Annotated in this window: 14 protein-coding genes; 8 read left to right on the forward strand and 6 right to left on the reverse strand. The window is 65.6% G+C overall.

Annotation, left to right across the window (positions count from 1 at the left end; genetic code table 11):
• Positions 1-211: 211 nt before the first annotated feature.
• From BKX98_RS16940 to BKX98_RS00040, 8 genes are all read left to right on the forward strand, one after another.
• Complete coding sequence (locus BKX98_RS16940) at positions 212-820, forward strand: hypothetical protein (protein WP_073705793.1); 609 nt, start codon at positions 212-214, stop codon at positions 818-820.
• Positions 821-863: 43 nt separating this feature from the next.
• Positions 864-1,454 carry a copper resistance CopC family protein gene (locus tag BKX98_RS16945; RefSeq protein ID WP_073705794.1) on the forward strand — a complete coding sequence of 197 codons (591 nt, stop codon included), beginning with the start codon at positions 864-866 and terminating at the stop codon, positions 1,452-1,454.
• 76 nt (positions 1,455-1,530) lie between these two features.
• Positions 1,531-2,046, forward strand: a complete 516-nt coding sequence (locus BKX98_RS00015; protein WP_083586557.1) for a copper chaperone PCu(A)C — start codon at positions 1,531-1,533, stop codon at positions 2,044-2,046.
• On the forward strand, positions 2,033-3,169 hold the full coding sequence (locus BKX98_RS00020; protein ID WP_038990290.1) for a Dyp-type peroxidase: 1,137 nt from the start codon (positions 2,033-2,035) through the stop codon (positions 3,167-3,169). The genes BKX98_RS00015 and BKX98_RS00020 overlap by 14 nt, the downstream gene beginning before the upstream one ends.
• A gap of 65 nt (positions 3,170-3,234) precedes the next feature.
• Positions 3,235-5,286, forward strand: a complete 2,052-nt coding sequence (locus tag BKX98_RS00025; RefSeq protein ID WP_073705795.1) for a cytochrome c oxidase assembly protein — start codon at positions 3,235-3,237, stop codon at positions 5,284-5,286.
• Positions 5,279-6,034: a hypothetical protein gene (locus tag BKX98_RS00030; protein WP_073705796.1), complete on the forward strand. Its 756-nt coding sequence runs from the start codon at positions 5,279-5,281 to the stop codon at positions 6,032-6,034. Before BKX98_RS00025 ends, BKX98_RS00030 begins: the two co-directional genes overlap by 8 nt.
• Before the next feature lie 149 nt (positions 6,035-6,183).
• Complete coding sequence (locus BKX98_RS00035) at positions 6,184-8,091, forward strand: NHL domain-containing thioredoxin family protein (RefSeq protein WP_073705797.1); 1,908 nt, start codon at positions 6,184-6,186, stop codon at positions 8,089-8,091.
• 161 nt (positions 8,092-8,252) lie between these two features.
• A complete protein-coding gene (locus BKX98_RS00040; protein WP_073705798.1) occupies positions 8,253-9,491 on the forward strand; it encodes an MFS transporter in 1,239 nt (412 codons plus the stop codon).
• Here BKX98_RS00040 and BKX98_RS00045 read toward each other — a convergent pair.
• The 6 genes from BKX98_RS00045 to BKX98_RS00070 form a co-directional block, all read right to left on the reverse strand.
• Positions 9,488-10,510, reverse strand: a complete 1,023-nt coding sequence (locus BKX98_RS00045; RefSeq protein WP_141358465.1) for a hypothetical protein — start codon at positions 10,508-10,510, stop codon at positions 9,488-9,490. The genes BKX98_RS00040 and BKX98_RS00045 overlap by 4 nt on opposite strands.
• 66 nt (positions 10,511-10,576) lie before the next feature.
• Entirely contained in the window at positions 10,577-12,115 is a 1,539-nt protein-coding gene (locus BKX98_RS00050) for a helicase HerA-like domain-containing protein (RefSeq protein ID WP_073705799.1), read from the reverse strand.
• A gap of 18 nt (positions 12,116-12,133) precedes the next feature.
• The gene (locus tag BKX98_RS00055; protein WP_073705800.1) at positions 12,134-12,901 is read right to left on the reverse strand and encodes an amino acid ABC transporter ATP-binding protein; all 768 of its coding nucleotides are present in this window, start codon (positions 12,899-12,901) and stop codon (positions 12,134-12,136) included.
• Positions 12,888-13,553, reverse strand: coding sequence for an ABC transporter permease subunit (locus BKX98_RS00060; protein WP_038990297.1), 666 nt, complete (start codon positions 13,551-13,553; stop codon positions 12,888-12,890). Before BKX98_RS00060 ends, BKX98_RS00055 begins: the two co-directional genes overlap by 14 nt.
• Positions 13,554-13,625: 72 nt before the next feature.
• A complete protein-coding gene (locus BKX98_RS00065) occupies positions 13,626-14,447 on the reverse strand; it encodes an amino acid ABC transporter substrate-binding protein (RefSeq protein ID WP_066141138.1) in 822 nt (273 codons plus the stop codon).
• Positions 14,448-14,533: 86 nt separating this feature from the next.
• Positions 14,534-15,463: an AEC family transporter gene (locus tag BKX98_RS00070; protein ID WP_038990299.1), complete on the reverse strand. Its 930-nt coding sequence runs from the start codon at positions 15,461-15,463 to the stop codon at positions 14,534-14,536.
• Positions 15,464-15,475: the final 12 nt, after the last annotated feature.

A 15,475-nucleotide genomic window follows, 5' to 3' on the forward strand; every position in this document is an offset into this window, starting at 1 on the left:
TCGGTCAAGCTGACCGCTGGTTCGAAGCTGAAGGCTGCTGTAGCCAAGAAGTAAGCTTCCTGTCGAGCTTTGCGCAAGGCCCGACCCGCTCCGGAGAAATCCAGGAGGCAGGGACGGGCCTTTTGCGTTATCTGGCACCATTTGAGGCATACTTCTACTTCGCGTAGAATCAGCCATGATTGAAGATTTCCACTAAGAATGGCTGCCCACTGTGTCACAGAAACCCGCTACCCGCGTACTGCGCGGCTGGTTAGCGGCAAGCGTGTGCACCTGGACAGCTTTTGCCGCCCACGCCCACAGCGCGCCGACTGCGCTGTCGGTCGTGGCCATGGTGCTGATTACCTGCGTTTCCGCGGCGATCAGTGTTGTGCTGGTTGGCCGTAAATTCTCCCTGTGGGCAACCAGCCTGGTCGTGCTGCTCAGCCAAGGGCTCTACCACTTGAGCCTGTCGGTGATGAGCCACCCGAGCGGCGATGTTTCCGGCATGGAGCACATCCATCATGCGGGACGAAATCTGGAGCTGGCGCAGAACATCACCGCGCAGTACGCCAACGTGCATACCGAATCGATGCTCTACGCCCACGTGCTGGCCGCGATCGCCAGCGTTGTGGTGCTCAACGGCGGTGAACGCCTGCTCAAGGTCTTGGGCAGCTGCCTCACACTCTCAACGGCCCGGCGGATCCTCGCGCGCATTCGCGTGCAGGCTCCTGCTGCCCGGCCGCTCCGCGCCTACTTCCCCTTGCGCTTCCAACTCAAGCTGGCGCAACTGGGAAGGCTGCCGGAGCGCCGCGGTCCTCCCTGCTTCATTCTTGCCGCCTGAGAAAAGAATCGAAGCGCCCCGACCGGGGCTTGGAAGGAAAACCATGACCGTAGCAACCAAGAAGATCTCGCGCGTGATCGCCGTATTGGCGTTCTCCCTACTGGCCTTTGCCGGCTCGATTAGTGCCGCGAACGCCCACGACCAGCTGATCGGCTCCACCCCGAAGGACGGGGCAACCGTCAAGCAGGCCCCGGAAGACATCACCCTGGAATTCTCCGGTGTGCTCCAGAGCTTATCCGGCGTGGACTCCACGGTGGTCTCGCTGACCCTTGATGGGGAAAAGATCGACGCCGAAGCGCAGACCAAGGGCACCAAGGTCACCATCACCCCGGCCCAGGAACTGGCCAACGGAGAGTACCAGCTGGCCTACCGCGTGGTGTCCTCTGACGGGCACCCGATCGAGAACAAGATCGGCTTCAGCATCGACGCGCCGCAGGCCGAACCGACCCTGGTCAGCTCCAGCGAGCCAGCCGCTCCAAGCGAGACTGCCGGCTCCGCTGACGAGGAACGAGGCCAGAACCCGGTCCAGGAACTGGGCAGCTCGGTGAGCCCGGTCATCTGGGTGATCATCGGCGTGGTCATCCTCGGCGGTGCGCTGGGCGTGCTAGCCAAGTTCATGCGCCAGTCCAAGTAACCCCCACTCTTCCGGTGCGCCAGAGGCCACCGCAGCCTTTGGCGCGCCTGCACACCGATTTTGAAAGCTTGAGAACATGAAATTCCAAAAGACTTCTGCACTGGCCTTGGGCCTCACACTGCTGCTCGCCGGCTGCGCGCAAGGCGCCGGCTCACCCGCACCGGGCAGCGAGCAGCAAACCGTCCGGCAGGCTGAAGCGCTGACTACGAGCGAGACCTGGGCAAAGGCCGCCGAATCAGGCATGAGCGCGGCCTTCGGCATCCTGCACAACTCGTCGGGCACCCCGATTGCACTGCACCAGGTCAGCAACGCGCAGGGCGACGAGATCCAGATCCACGAAATGCGCGGCACCGGCACCGGGATGACGATGGCGCAGCTCGAAGGGGACCTGGTGATCGAACCCGGGAAGGACGCGGTGCTGGCACCGGGCGGAAACCACTTGATGTTCATGGACCTGCAACAGCCGCTGGTGGCCGCCCAAACGGCGAGGCTGACGCTGGAGTTCGCCGACGGGTCGAGCACCGAGGTCGATTTCCCGATCCGCAACTTCGACGGAGCCAAGGAAAGCTACGACGAGCATGCCGGGCATTAGTGTCGATCGCCGGGCGCTGCTGGGCACCACCGCGGCCGCCGCGCTGGGCGGGATGCTCACCGGGTTCGGCACCGGCAAGCTCAGCGTGCCAGCGGCCAGCGCCGCTGAGCCTGGCTACCGCCCGTTCTACGGCAAGTACCAGTCGGGAATCCTCGATCGCCAGCAGGCCCACGCGGTGTTCGCCGGATGGGATCTGCACTGGCGCGAAGGGTCGAAGAAGGACCAGCTGCGCGCGATGCTGCAGATGATCACCGGTGATGCGGCCAGGCTGGCCAGCGGCCGCGGAGTGCTGGCCGACACCGAACCGGAAATGGCGCAGCCCGGATGCGAGCTGACGCTCACCGTGGGGCTGGGCCAGAGCCTGCTCGATGTGGCCGGGCACGGGCAGATCGGCACGTTGCCGCATTTCGCCGGCGACCAGCTCGAACAGCAGTACGGGCAGTGCGATCTGCTGATCCAGTTCTGCGCGCAGGATCCCACGGTGCTGCAGCATGCAGTGCGGGCGGTATCCAAGAACCTGCGCGGCCTGGCCTCCCGGCGCTTCGCCCAAACCGGGTTCGCAAGCCCTGGCGTGCACGGGTTCCGCAACCTGTTCGGCCAGCTGGACGGCGTCAACAACCCCGAGGGGGAGGTGCGCGCGGAAGCGGTGTTCGGCCAGCCGGGCTGGATCGAGAACGGAACCACGCTGGCGCTGCGCAGGTTCGAAATGGACCTGGATGGCTGGGACGAGGTGGACACCGCAGGACGCGACCATGCGCTGGGCCGGCGGCAGGCCGACGGCTCGCCGCTGTCCGGCGGCAGCGTCGATGACCCGGTGGACCTCGCAGCGGTCAATGGGCTCGGGCTGCCGGCGATCGCGGCCAACGCCCACGTGGCGCTGGCCAGGCCGGGCAGCCCCGATGAAGTCATGCACCGGCGGGGCTACAACTTCGCCGGGCAGGCTTCGGGCCTGCTGTTCGCCAGCTACCAGCGCGACCCGGCAACCAGCTTCATCCCGGTGCAGCACCGGCTGGCGGCCGCGGATGCGCTGAACACCTGGCTGAAGCCGGTGGGATCAGGGCTGTATGCGATCCTGCCCGGGGTGGCTGAAGGCGGCTATCTGGGGGAGCAGCTTCAAATGTGAGATGCGCCCAACCCGCCCGGCCGCACGGTGACCGGCCGGGCGAAGAATGAGATGATGAGAAAGTTATGGATACACAGCGTACGGTTTCAGTTGCCCGCTTCATCCTGCCCGGAATCCTCGCTGCGGCGGTGGCCTTCCTGGCGGCGGTGTCGTTCACCGGGATCGCCCGGCCGGCGGAATTGGCCGATCCCGGGGCGTTCGTGCGCTGGTCGCTGCCCATCGCCCGGGCCATCCACCACGCCTCGATGGCGCTGAGCATCGCAGCACTGGTGTTCGCCGCGGCGATCATCCCGCGGGCCGCCAAGGTGACCCGCGATACCGAAGGGGACGCCCATCCGGCATTCACCCGCACGATGAATATCGCCGCCGGGGCGGCGGTGGTGTGGACCCTGTCCGCGGCCACCGTCATGCTGCTGACCTTCTGGGACCTGGCAGGCATCCCGATGAGCCTGGACCCGCAGTACTCGGCAGCGATCCTGGACTACATCCTGTCGATCACCACCGGACGGGCCTGGGCCTGGATGGTGGTGATCGCCGCGATCACCAGCTCGCTGGCGCTGGCAGTGCGCTCCAAGACCACGGTGGGGCTCAGCGCCCTCTTCTCGCTGTTCGGCATCCTGCCGCTGGCGTTCATCGGCCACGCGGCCGGGGGAGACGACCACTTCGCTGCGGTGAACTCCATCGGCCTGCACCTGCTCGCCGTGGTCCTCTGGTTCGGCGGCATCATGGTGCTGGCCCTGCTCGCCCCGACGCTGGGAGGCGAAGCGCCAGGCCGGGCCCGCGGGCAGGTGCTGGCCGGGGTGGTGCTCAAGCGCTATTCTGCGCTGGCCACCTTCGCGGTATTCCTGATGATCGGCTCCGGGCTGGCCTCCGCGGTCATCCGCATCACCGACTGGGACCAGTGGCTGACCCCGTATGGAACCCTGGTGATCGTGAAGCTGCTGATCACCCTGGCACTGGGCATGCTGGGCCTGTGGCATCGGCGGATGGTGATCCCGAAGCTGCTGGAGGGCAAGTTCACCGCGCTGCGCGCGGCCTGGCAGGTCGTGGCCGCGGAAGTCGTCCTGATGGCCGCAGTGATGTCGGTGGCCACCGTGCTGGCGCGCACCGCTCCGCCGACTTCCGACGCCCCGCCGGCCGAAGCGACCCCGGCGCGACTGCTCACCGGCTATGACCTGCCACCGGCTCCGGACACGGCCGCCTGGTTCACCACCTGGCGGATGGACTGGATCTGGGTGGCTGTGTGCCTGTTCGGCCTGGCCGTGTACCTGTGGGCGTTCATCAAGCTCGCCCGCCGCGGGGACAAGCCCAGCGTGCTGCGCCTGGCAAGCTGGATCGTCGGCCTGTTCGCGCTGTTCTACGTGACCAGCGGCGCGGTGGCGGTGTACGGCAAGATCCAGTTCTCCACGCATATGGTCGACCACATGTCGCTGACCATGATCGTGCCGATCTTCCTGGTCCTGGGCACCCCGGTCACGCTGCTGCTGCAGGTGCTGCCTTCGCGCGCCGATGGCACGCGCGGCCCGCGCGAATGGATCCTCTACCTGGTCCACTCGCGCTACTCGAGGGTGATCACCCACCCGATCTTCGCGGCCGTGAACTTCGCCGGCTCGATTGTGGTCTTCTACTTCACCCCGCTGCTCGAACCGGCCATGCGCTACCACGCCGGCCACGAGCTGATGAACCTGCACTTCCTGCTCACCGGCTACCTGTTTGCCCTGTCGCTGGTGGACGCCGACCCGGTTCCCAAGCGCTACCCGTACCCGATGCGCTTGGTGGTGCTGCTGGCCACCGTCGCCTTCCACGCCTTCTTCGGCGTCGCGCTGATGAGCACCGAAACCCTGCTGGCCCCCGACTACTTCGGGAACATGGGCCGCACCTGGGGCGGCACCGCGCTGGAGGACCAGGTGGTGGGTGCCGGGGCGATGTGGGCGATCGGCGAGGTGCCGACGCTGGTGCTGGCGATTTTCGTGGTCATCTCCTGGCTGCGCCAAGACAAGAAGGACACCAAGCGCTACGACCGCCAGGCCGAGCGCGACAACGATGCCGAGCTGGCTGCCTACAACGAAATGTTCGCCCGCTACAAGCAGGCCGACCGAAGGGACCCCCGTGCCTAGCACCAAGAAGATCCTCGCCTCCTCGCTGCTGGCCTGCGCGCTGCTCGCTGCCACCGCCTGCTCCGCGGAGCAGGAGATGCCGCAGGACAAGACCCACAAGATCGCCGTGCAGGGCACCGCGACGCCCAGCGCCTCCGAGAAAGCTGAAGAGCCTGCGGAAATGACCACCGCTCAGGTGGCCACCACCGCCGGGGCAGTGATGGCCGCCGAGCTCGGCTTCCCGGCCAGCGCGAAGATCCAGGGCAAGGACCTCGAATCCCTGGCCACGCCGCCCACCGACACGCTCAAGGACATCGTGGTGCTGCCGGCCCAGTGCTCGGCCCCGATCGAGGATTTGAACTGGTCGCCGGTGCAGCTGGGCACCGAGGCGGCGCGCACCGACTTCACCAACGAGAACCAGTCGATCACCGGTTCGGTGGAGGTCGCCAAGCTCGGCGACCAGGCGGCGAAGTTGGCGGCGCACAACAAGAACGTGGCGACCATCCTGGACGAATGCAAAACCGTGAAGCTCAACGGCCTGGATTACCGCGAGACCCTGAAGTTCTCGGATCCCGGCGTGCCGGAAGCCGATTCGGCGCTGTACTACAGCCGCGACGGGCAGTATGCGCAGGATTCGCTGGTGCTGATCAAGAGCACCGATCAGTACGCGGTGATGGTTTCCTTCATGTCCGCGACCTCGCTGCAGGATGCCACCTTCAACAAGGTGGCCACCAGCATCATGGACACCGTGCTCGCGCAGCTGCCCTAGCGGGAATACCCGGCGCGGGCCGGTGGTTGCACCAGCAAGAACTTCACACTTTTCTCAATGTTGCTTAACACCGTTCGCCCGTTCGGGCGGCGGTGGCAGATAATTGAGGTTCGAATTGCCGCAGCCGCGGCGACAGCGAAAGGATGACCATGAGCACTTCCGAATCCGTCCGCGCCAATTACAAGGTGCGCGCCAGCGAGCTGCTGGGCCGGAACTGGCTGAATACCGGCGGCAAGCAGCTGGATCTGGACGCCCTGCGCGGCAAGATCGTGATCCTGGACTTCTGGACCTTCTGCTGCATCAACTGCCTGCACGTGCTCGACGAGCTGCGCCCGCTGGAGGCGAAGTACTCCGACGTGCTGGTTACCGTCGGCGTGCATTCGCCGAAGTTCGAGCACGAAGCCGATCCGGACGCGCTGGCCGCAGCCGTGGAACGCTATGAGATCCACCACCCGGTGCTCGATGACCCGGAGCTGGTCACCTGGCAGGCCTATGGGGCGCGTGCCTGGCCAACCCTGGTGGTGCTGGATCCCGAAGGCTACATCGTCGCCCACCTTTCCGGCGAGGGCCACGCCCAGGGCCTGGGCTCGCTGATCGAGGAACTGGTGGCTGAGCACGAAGCCAAGGGCACGCTGCACCGCGGCAACGGGCCGTACGTGGCTCCCGAGGCCCGCGAAGGCGACCTGCGCTTCCCGGGCAAGGCCATCGCCCTGGCCAACGGCAACTTCCTGGTGGGCGACTCGGGCCACCACCGGCTCGTCGAGCTGGCCGGGGACCTGTCCACCGTGGTGCGCACCATCGGCGCCGGGGTGAAGGGCTACGCCGACGGCGACGCGGACACCGCCCAGTTCAATGAGCTGCAGGGCCTGGCCGCACTGCCGGCCGAGCTGGCCGCGGAACTCGGCTACGACGTGGTCGTTGCCGACACTGTCAACCACCGCCTGCGTTCGGTCAACCTGGCCACCGGGCAGGTGGGCACCCTGGCCGGCAACGGCGTGCAGCGCCTGCTGGACTCGGAGAACGCCCGCCAGGAAGTCCAGCTAACCGAGCTGGGCACCGACGCGCTGAACATCTCGCTGTCCTCCCCATGGGATGTGCTCTACCACCCTTCGGGCAAGATCATCATCGCAATGGCCGGCACCCACCAGATCTTCGCCTTCGACCCGCGCACTAGTGCGGTGTCGGTCTTCGCCGGCACCGGCCTGGAAGGGCTGGCCGACGGGGCACCGGACCAGGCCTGGTTCGCCCAGTCCTCGGGCTTGGCCCTGGACGGGGAGAACGTGTGGATCGCCGACTCGGAAACCAGCGCCCTGCGCTGGATCGAGGTCGAAGACGGCCAGGCCCAGTCGGTGCACACCGCGGTGGGCACCGGGCTGTTCGACTTCGGCTTCCGCGACGGCGACGCCGAGGCGGCGCGCCTGCAGCACCCGCTGGGCGTTGCGGTGCTGCCTGACCACTCGATTGCGATCGCCGACTCGTACAACGGCGCGGTGCGCCGCTTCGATCCGGCCACCAAGACCGTCTCCACCCTGGCCAAGGGGCTGAAGGAACCGGCCGATGTGCTGGTTGACAGCTCGGTGGACGGCGACCCGGTGCTGCTGGTCGTGGAGACCAACACCCACCAGCTGGTGCGCATCCCGATTCCTGCCGAGGCCCTGGTGGTGGATGAAGGCGCCAGCCAGACCCAGCGCCCGAAGACCCGCGTGCAGGCAGGAAAGCACGAGATCCTCGTGCGCTTCGCAGCGCCGAAGGGGCAGAAGCTCGATGACCGCTGGGGCGATCCGACCCAGCTGAAGATCTCGGCCAGCCCGGAGGAGCTGATCCTCGACGGGGCCGGCACCTCGGTGGGCCTGACCCGCACCCTGGAGCTGAACCCGGAGGTGGCCGACGGCGTGCTGCACATTACCGCCCGCGCCGCGGCCTGCGACGGAGAGCCGGGCGGCGAGATTCCCGATCACGCGGCCTGCCACCTGTACCAGCAGGACTGGGGCATCCCGGTCGTGCTTGATGCGGACGGCGAGAACGAGCTGCTGCTGGATTTGCGCGGCGTGAACTAGAAAAAGGCGCACCCGAGGGTGCGCCTTTTCCATGCCCGTCGAAAGCTGCCGGATGGCATCACAGCGATAATCTGAGGAAACCTCAGCATTTTCCTGCCCAAGTAGCTAGACTGGAGGGCGGGAGGAGCCGGAGGGATCCGGCGATAAGTATGGCGTCGAAAATGTTCCGTGCACTGGAAATACCAAATTACCGGTTGTGGGTGATCGGCGCGCTGGTCTCCAATATCGGAACCTGGATGCAGCGCGTGGCCCAGGACTGGCTGGTGCTCACCGAGCTCACGGACCACGATGCGGTGGCCACCGGCATCACCACCGGCCTGCAATTCCTGCCGGTGCTGCTGCTGGGCCCCTATGCCGGTCTGATCGCCGACCGCTTCAACAAGCGCCGGCTGCTGATCCTCACCCAGAGCTTCATGGGAGCCTGCGCCCTGATCCTCGGCCTGCTGGTGGTCACCGGCACCGCGCAGCTCTGGCACGTCTACGTGCTGGCCACGATGCTGGGCATTGGCGCCTCCTTCGACGCGCCGGCACGCCAGGCGTTCGTCTCCGAAGTGGTTCCGGGCACCCACCTGGCCAACGCGGTGGCGTTGAACAGCGCCAACTTCAACCTGGCCCGGCTGGCCGGTCCGGGCGTAGCCGGTGCGGTCATCGCCCTGGTCGGCACCGGGCCTGCCTTCCTGCTCAACGGCGCCTCCTTCCTTGCGGTGATCTCCTCGCTGGTGTTCATGCGCAAGGACGCACTGAACCCCTCCAAGCCGGTAGAGCGGGCCAAGGGGCAGGTGCGCGAAGGCATCGCCTACGTGAAGAACCGCAAGGACCTGCTGCTGATCTTCTTCCTGGCCGGGGTGATCGGCACCTTCGGGCTGAACTTCCAGATGACCAACGCGCTGATGGCTACCGAGGTTTACGGGGTGGGCGCAGGGGAGTACGGAATCCTGGGCTCCATCATGGCCGTGGGCACCTTCGGCGGCGCGCTGCTGGCGGCACGGCGTTCGGCTCCGCGTTGGCGCTACTTGATCGGCGGCGGCGTGTTCTTCGGCATCGCCGGGGTCGCCAGCGCATGGATGCCCAACTACATCGCGTTTGCCCTGGTGCTGATCCCGGTGGGACTGGGGTCGCTGACCTTCCTGAACAGCTGCAACACCATGGTGCAGACCTCGGTGCCGCCGCAGTACCGGGCGCGCGTGCTGGCACTGTACCTGATGGTGGTGATGGGTGGAACGCCCATTGGCTCGCCGCTGATCGGCTGGTTCGCCGAACTGTTCGGGATCCAGATCGCCGTGACCATCGGGTCCGGGCTGTCGCTGGCCGCCAGCCTGGCGGCGCTGCTGGTCTGGCAGAAGTTCAAGACCAACGCGGTGCCGCTGCGCAGCCAGTTCCGCGAACTGCTCGGGCGCTAGCCGGCCACCTGTTCGCCGCCGGCCACCGGGACCACCGACACTTCGGTGGTGCTGGTTGTCAGCTGGGCAGTGAAGGAGTAGTCCTCCTTGACGGTCTTCTTGGCCTTGGCACCGGTGCGCAGATCCTGCTCGGTCAACGTCAAGGTGGCGGTGGTCTTCAGCGGGGAGAGCACCCAGGCGCCGTTGTAGTAGTTCACTTCAATGGTCGGGTACTTCGAAATGGACCAGTCGATGGTTGCCGGGTCCACGCGCGCAGAGGTGTTGTAGGCGAACGGGCAGCCGGACGGCATCAGCACCTGCTGTTCGGCGCAGTCGTTGAGGTACTTCTTCACCTTGGTGTTGATGGCTGCGATGAATTCCTTGGTCGGCTCCGTCTTCAACGCGATCTCCACCGGTTCCTCGGCAGGCGCGGTGACCACCATGCCGCGGGTGTCGGCCGCGAAGTTCTTGGTGCTGAAGCTCGCGTCGAGGATCGCAGGGTAGAACACCGGCAGGGTGCTCACGCCGGCGGACAGCGGGATCTTCTGCTCGTTGACCGTGACTTCGTTGACGGTGTTGGCCTTGATCTTCACGCTGGGCAGGGTGCTCGGCTCGAAGGCCCACTTGTCGAACAGCAGCCAGGATTTGCCGGCATGGCGCAGCGTGTAGGTGGATTCCTTCTCCACACCGTGGGCCTTGTAGTGCGCGGTGACGGTGCGCAGCTGCTCATCGCCGTCGACCGGCTGGGCCTTGTCCGTGGTGAACTCCGTAATCCCGGCCTGGGTGCGCTTGAGCACGTCCCCGTCCAGGGCCACCGCGTCGCCCTCCGGGACCTGGGCCTGCATCAGGCCCAAGGCCTCGGCGCCTTCGCCCTTGGCCAAATGCTGCTGCAGCGCCTTCACCTGGTGCTGCGGGGAGAAGAGCGTGCGGTTGGCGGCAATCGACCCGGCAATGACCAGGACGATGACTGCCGCTGCGGCCATGGCCCAGCGAAGCGCCAGGCGGGCAGCGGAGATCTGCATGGAATTACGAGTGTTCATCAGTAGCTAGGCTATCTGGTTTCCGGGCCCAGATAGTAAACGGCGTGCTGGAATGAGCGGGTAATATCACCGGCGACGGCGCTTGCGGTTGCCGAAGAAACCGCGGATCAGCTCGCGGCCAATCACCTTGGCGGCATCCATGGCCATGTCCATCATCGGGTTCGCTTCCTGCCGCTCCCGGCCCTGGCGTGGTGTACTTTCCCGAGACGGTTCCGGCGCCGCCTCGGGAACCGGAGCCGCGGCCGGCTGCGCTGCCTGGGCTTTGGCGTCGAGCATTTCGCGGGCAGAATCACGATCCATCGCGGCCGAATATTGCGCCGCCAGTGCCGAGTTGCCGCGGACCTGCTCTAACCGCTCGGAGGAGGCGGGGCCGATATTCGAGCCCGGCGAGGACATCTTGGTCCATGCGACCGGGGTCGGAGCGCCCTTTTCGCCCAGCACGGTCACCACCGCTTCGCCGACCCCGGCCTGGGTCAACGCCTCCTGCAGGTCCAGCTCGCCGGAGGGGAAGGTCTTGATGATCTGCTTGAGCGCGCTCTGGTCCTTGGCGGTGAAGACACGCACCGCATGCTGGATGCGATTGCCCAGCTGGCCGAGCACCTCGTCGGGCAGGTCGGTGGGGGACTGGGTGACGAAGAACAGGCCCACACCCTTGGAACGGATCAACCGGACGGTGCTGATGATCGCGTCGGTGAAGGCCTTGGTCGCATCCTTGAAGAGCAGGTGGGCCTCGTCGAGGAAGAACACCAGCTTGGGCTTGTCCAGGTCTCCGGCTTCTGGCAGGTCCTCGAACATGTCGGCCAGCAGCCACATGAGGAAGGTGGAGAACAGCATGGGCTGGGAGCTGACCGAGGGCAGTTCCAGGATGTTGATGACGCCTGCGCCGTCGCGCACCTGCAGGAAGTCCGCGGTATCGAACTCGGGCTGGCCGAAGAACTGGTCCAGGCCCTGGGTTTGCATGATGGTGATGCCCCGCAGGATCACCGACGCAGTGGACGAAGACACCCCGCCCAGGGCTTCCAGTGCCTTGGCACCGCCGTCGCTGAGCAGGAAGCTGATGACCGCCTTCAGATCGCTCAGGTCATCCAGCGGAAGCTTGTTGGAATCGGCGTAGTGGAAGATCAGCTGCAGGCATTCTTCCTGGGTCTCGTTCAGTTCCAGGACGCGGGCCAGCAGGATCGGTCCGAAAGCGTCCACGCTGGCGCGCACCGGGACGCCCTCGCCCTTGCCTCCCAGGCTGAGGATTTCGACCGGATTGGTGCGCGCAGTGAACTCGTGGCCCAATTCGGCCAGCCGGGCTGCGAGCTTGTCCGACGGCTCGGCAGGCTGCGCCAGGCCGGTCAGATCGCCCTTGACGTCGGCCAGGAATACCGGAACGCCGGCCACCGAGAGCTGTTCTGCCATGGTCTGCAGTGTGACGGTCTTGCCGGTGCCCGTGGCGCCGGCAATCAGGCCGTGGCGGTTGAGCATCTTCAGCGGCAGGCGGACCTGGGCGGCCGGCTCGGCCTTGCCGTCGATCAGCGCAGCACCGAGCTCCAGGCACGCGGATTCGAAGTCATAGCCTTCAACGAGGCTGTTCAGCAAAGTATTCGTTTCCTGGGTCATGGCATCACTCTATTGCTTTTAGAACGGGTGCAAAAGACGCTGGACGAAACTTCGCGTGCGCGGGTTGGCAGGCGTGCCGAGCACCTGGGCGGCCGGGCCGGTTTCCACGACTACCCCGCCGTCCATGAACACCACGGTGTCAGCCACATCCCGGGCGAAGGCCAGCTCGTGGGTCACCAGCACCATGGACCAGCCCTCCTGGGCCAATTCCTTGATGACGGTGAGCACTTCGCCGACCAGCTCGGGGTCCAGCGCGCTGGTGGGCTCGTCGAAGAGCAGCAGGTCCGGCTGCTGCATCAGCGCGCGCACGATGCCCACGCGCTGCTGCTGTCCGCCGGACAGCGAATTCGGGTAGGCATCGGCCTTGGCTTCCAGGCCGACGCGGGCCAGCAGCTTCTTCGCTTCGGCCAGCACCTGGTCCTTGGGGCGATTCTGCACCTCGATCGGGCCGATGCTCACGTTCTGCAGGACCGTCAGATGCGGAAACAGGTGGTGTCCCTGGAACACCATCGCCGAACGATTGCGCAGGATCTGCGCGGACTTGGGCTTCATCCCGGGGCTGAAGGACACCTCCGGGCCGCCGGCGAATCCGACGGAACCGGCATCGGCGATTTCCAGGCCGTTCAGGCAACGCAGGGCGGTGGTCTTCCCCGAGCCGGACGGGCCGATCAGCGCCAGCACCTCGCCGGAATGCACGGTGAAGTCGATGCCCTTGAGCACCTGGTTCGCCCCGAAGGCCTTGTGCAGGCCGGAGACTGCCAGCAGCGGGGAATTACTTGGCGACATACTTTTCAAGCCTTCCTTCAACAGAGTTTTGCAGGGCCGAAAGCACCAGGCAGATCACCCAGTAGATGGCCGCGGCTTCGCAGTAGAGCAGCAGGAACTCATAGGTGGAAGCCGTGATTTCCTGGGCCTTGCGGAACATTTCGGTGACCAGGATGGTGGAGGCCAGCGAGGTGTCCTTGACCAGTGAGATGAAGGAGTTCGACAGCGGCGGCACGGCCACCCGGGTGGCCTGCGGCAGGATCAGCCGGTACAGGGTGCGTGTGCGCGACATGCCCAGGGTGTAGCCGGCTTCCCATTGGCCTTGGGGGACCGAGAGGATTGCCGCACGGATGATCTCAGCGGCGTAGCCGCCGATATTCAGGCTGAAGGCGATGATGGCGCTGGGCCACGGGTCAATGACCAGGCCCACCGAGGGCATGCCGTAGAAGATGACGAACAGCTGCACCAGCAGCGGCGTGCCGCGGATGATGGAGATGTAGATCCGGGCGATCGAGGAGACCACCCGGTTCTTGCTGATCCGCATCAGCGCCATCAGCAGGGCGATGACCAGGCCCAGGGCCATGCTGATCAGGGCCAGCGGAATGGTTGCGGTGATCGCACCTAGGGCCAACGGCCCGAGCGAGTCGAGGAATAACTGCCATTTCGGATCCATGGGCTACCTTTGCGCAAATGAAACTGGCTCCACGCGTTTCCACGTGTGGAGCCAGTCTACTGATAGTGCTTGCTACTTGCTGACGTCTTCGCCGAAGTACTTCTCGGAGATTTTCGCCAGTTCCCCGTCGGCGCGCAGCTCGTCCAGGGCGGTGTCGATGGCCTTGGCCAGTTCGGTGGAATCCTTGCGCAGGGCGACCGCGGATTCGCTCTTCTCCTCGGACTCGGCAGCGATCTTGATGCTGTCATCCGGATTGGTCTTCTGCGCGTCCAGGAAGGTCAGCTTGTCGTTCACGGTGGCATCGACGCGGCCCTGCTTGAGCAGAGTGATCGACTGGGCCCAGCCTTCAACCGGTTCGACATTCGCACCGGCATCCTTGGCGGTCTCGTAGAAGTTGCTGGTCAGCGACTGCGCGGTGGTCTTGCCCTTGAGCGTGTCGAAGGACGTGATGTCGGTATTGTCGCTCTTGGTCACCACCACGCCGGTGGAGACGGTGTAGGGCTGGGTGAACAGGTACTTCTCTTCGCGTTCAGGGTTGATCGAGACCTGGTTGGCGATGACATCGAAACGGCCGGCATCCAGGCCAGCGAAGATCGCGTCCCACTGGGTCTCCTGGAACTTGACCTCGACGCCCATCTTCTCGCCGACGGCTTCGATCACCTCGACGTCGTAGCCGGTCAGCTCGCTGCCCTCGTGGTAGGAGAAGGGGCGGTAGGTGCCCTCGGTGCCCACGGTCAGCACGCCGGAATCCTTGACCTTCTTCAAGGTGTCGCCGGTTTCGGCCGTGGCACCACCCGATGCGCTGGGGGAGGCCGGCGAGCCGGAGGACCCGCAGGCGCTCAATGACAGGGCGATGATTGTGGCGGCAGCCAGCAGGGGTGCAGTGCGCTTCATGATGACCTCACTAGGGGAGCGGATAGAACCAGTAGTCCATAGAACACTCTAGTGATGATCGCTTATTCCTGCGGCGCGAAGTTACCTCAGATTCCGAGGATGATCGCCAGCAGCATCATCAGCGGGATCGCGCAGATGGTGGTGACCAGCACGGTGTCCTTCGCTACGACCACCCCGTGGTCGTAGCGCATGGCCGTTACGAAAATGTTCTGTGCGGTCGGCAGGCCGGCCATGATGACCGAGGCCACCAGCAGCTCTCCACGCAAATTGAAGACCCAATAGGCAAGTACCCAGGCCAGGAACGGGTGCAGGAGCAGCTTGGCAGCCGTGGCGATCAGCACGTCGGCGCGGCGGCCGGTTTTCTTTTCCAGCGGCTTGGAGCCCACCAGCGAGATGCCGAAAGCCATGAGCATGGCGGGAATCGAGGCGCCGGCAATCAGATCGATGGGTTCAAGCACCATCGAAGGCAGCTCGATGCCGGTCAGCGCCACCAGCAGGCCGAGCAGCGAGCCGATGATCATCGGGTTCTTCGCGGTAGCCAGCAGCAAGGCGATCGGGGTGGTGCGGTGTCGAGAGGTGGTGGCATCCAGCATCGCCAGATTGACCGGCTGGTAGAGGGCCAGCTGGAAGAGGATGATCGGGGCCGCATAGGACATGTCGCCGAGCACGTACAACGCGATGGGCAGCCCCAGGTTCGCGGAGTTCACCGTGGAGGCGGACATCGCGGCGATGATGCTCTCCGATGCCGGGCGCTTCAGCGTCCGCACCGTCGCCAGGTAGTAGATCGCCGCAGTCAAGGCCGCGGACAGGGCAGCCACCCAGAGCAGCGGCCCGAGCACGGAGACCGGATCGGACTCGGCCAGGGTGGTGAACAGCAGGGCCGGGCTGGCCACGAAGAAGGTGACCCGGCTGAGCACGTGGCGGCCCTGGTCGCCGAGGACCCCGGTGCGGCCCACCAGATAGCCGACGAGAATGACGACCCAGATGATGGAGAAGCCTTCGAGGACTCCGGTCATCGTGCTCCTTCG

The organism is Glutamicibacter sp. 0426 (assembly GCF_001906485.1).
GTDB lineage: Bacteria > Actinomycetota > Actinomycetes > Actinomycetales > Micrococcaceae > Glutamicibacter > Glutamicibacter nicotianae.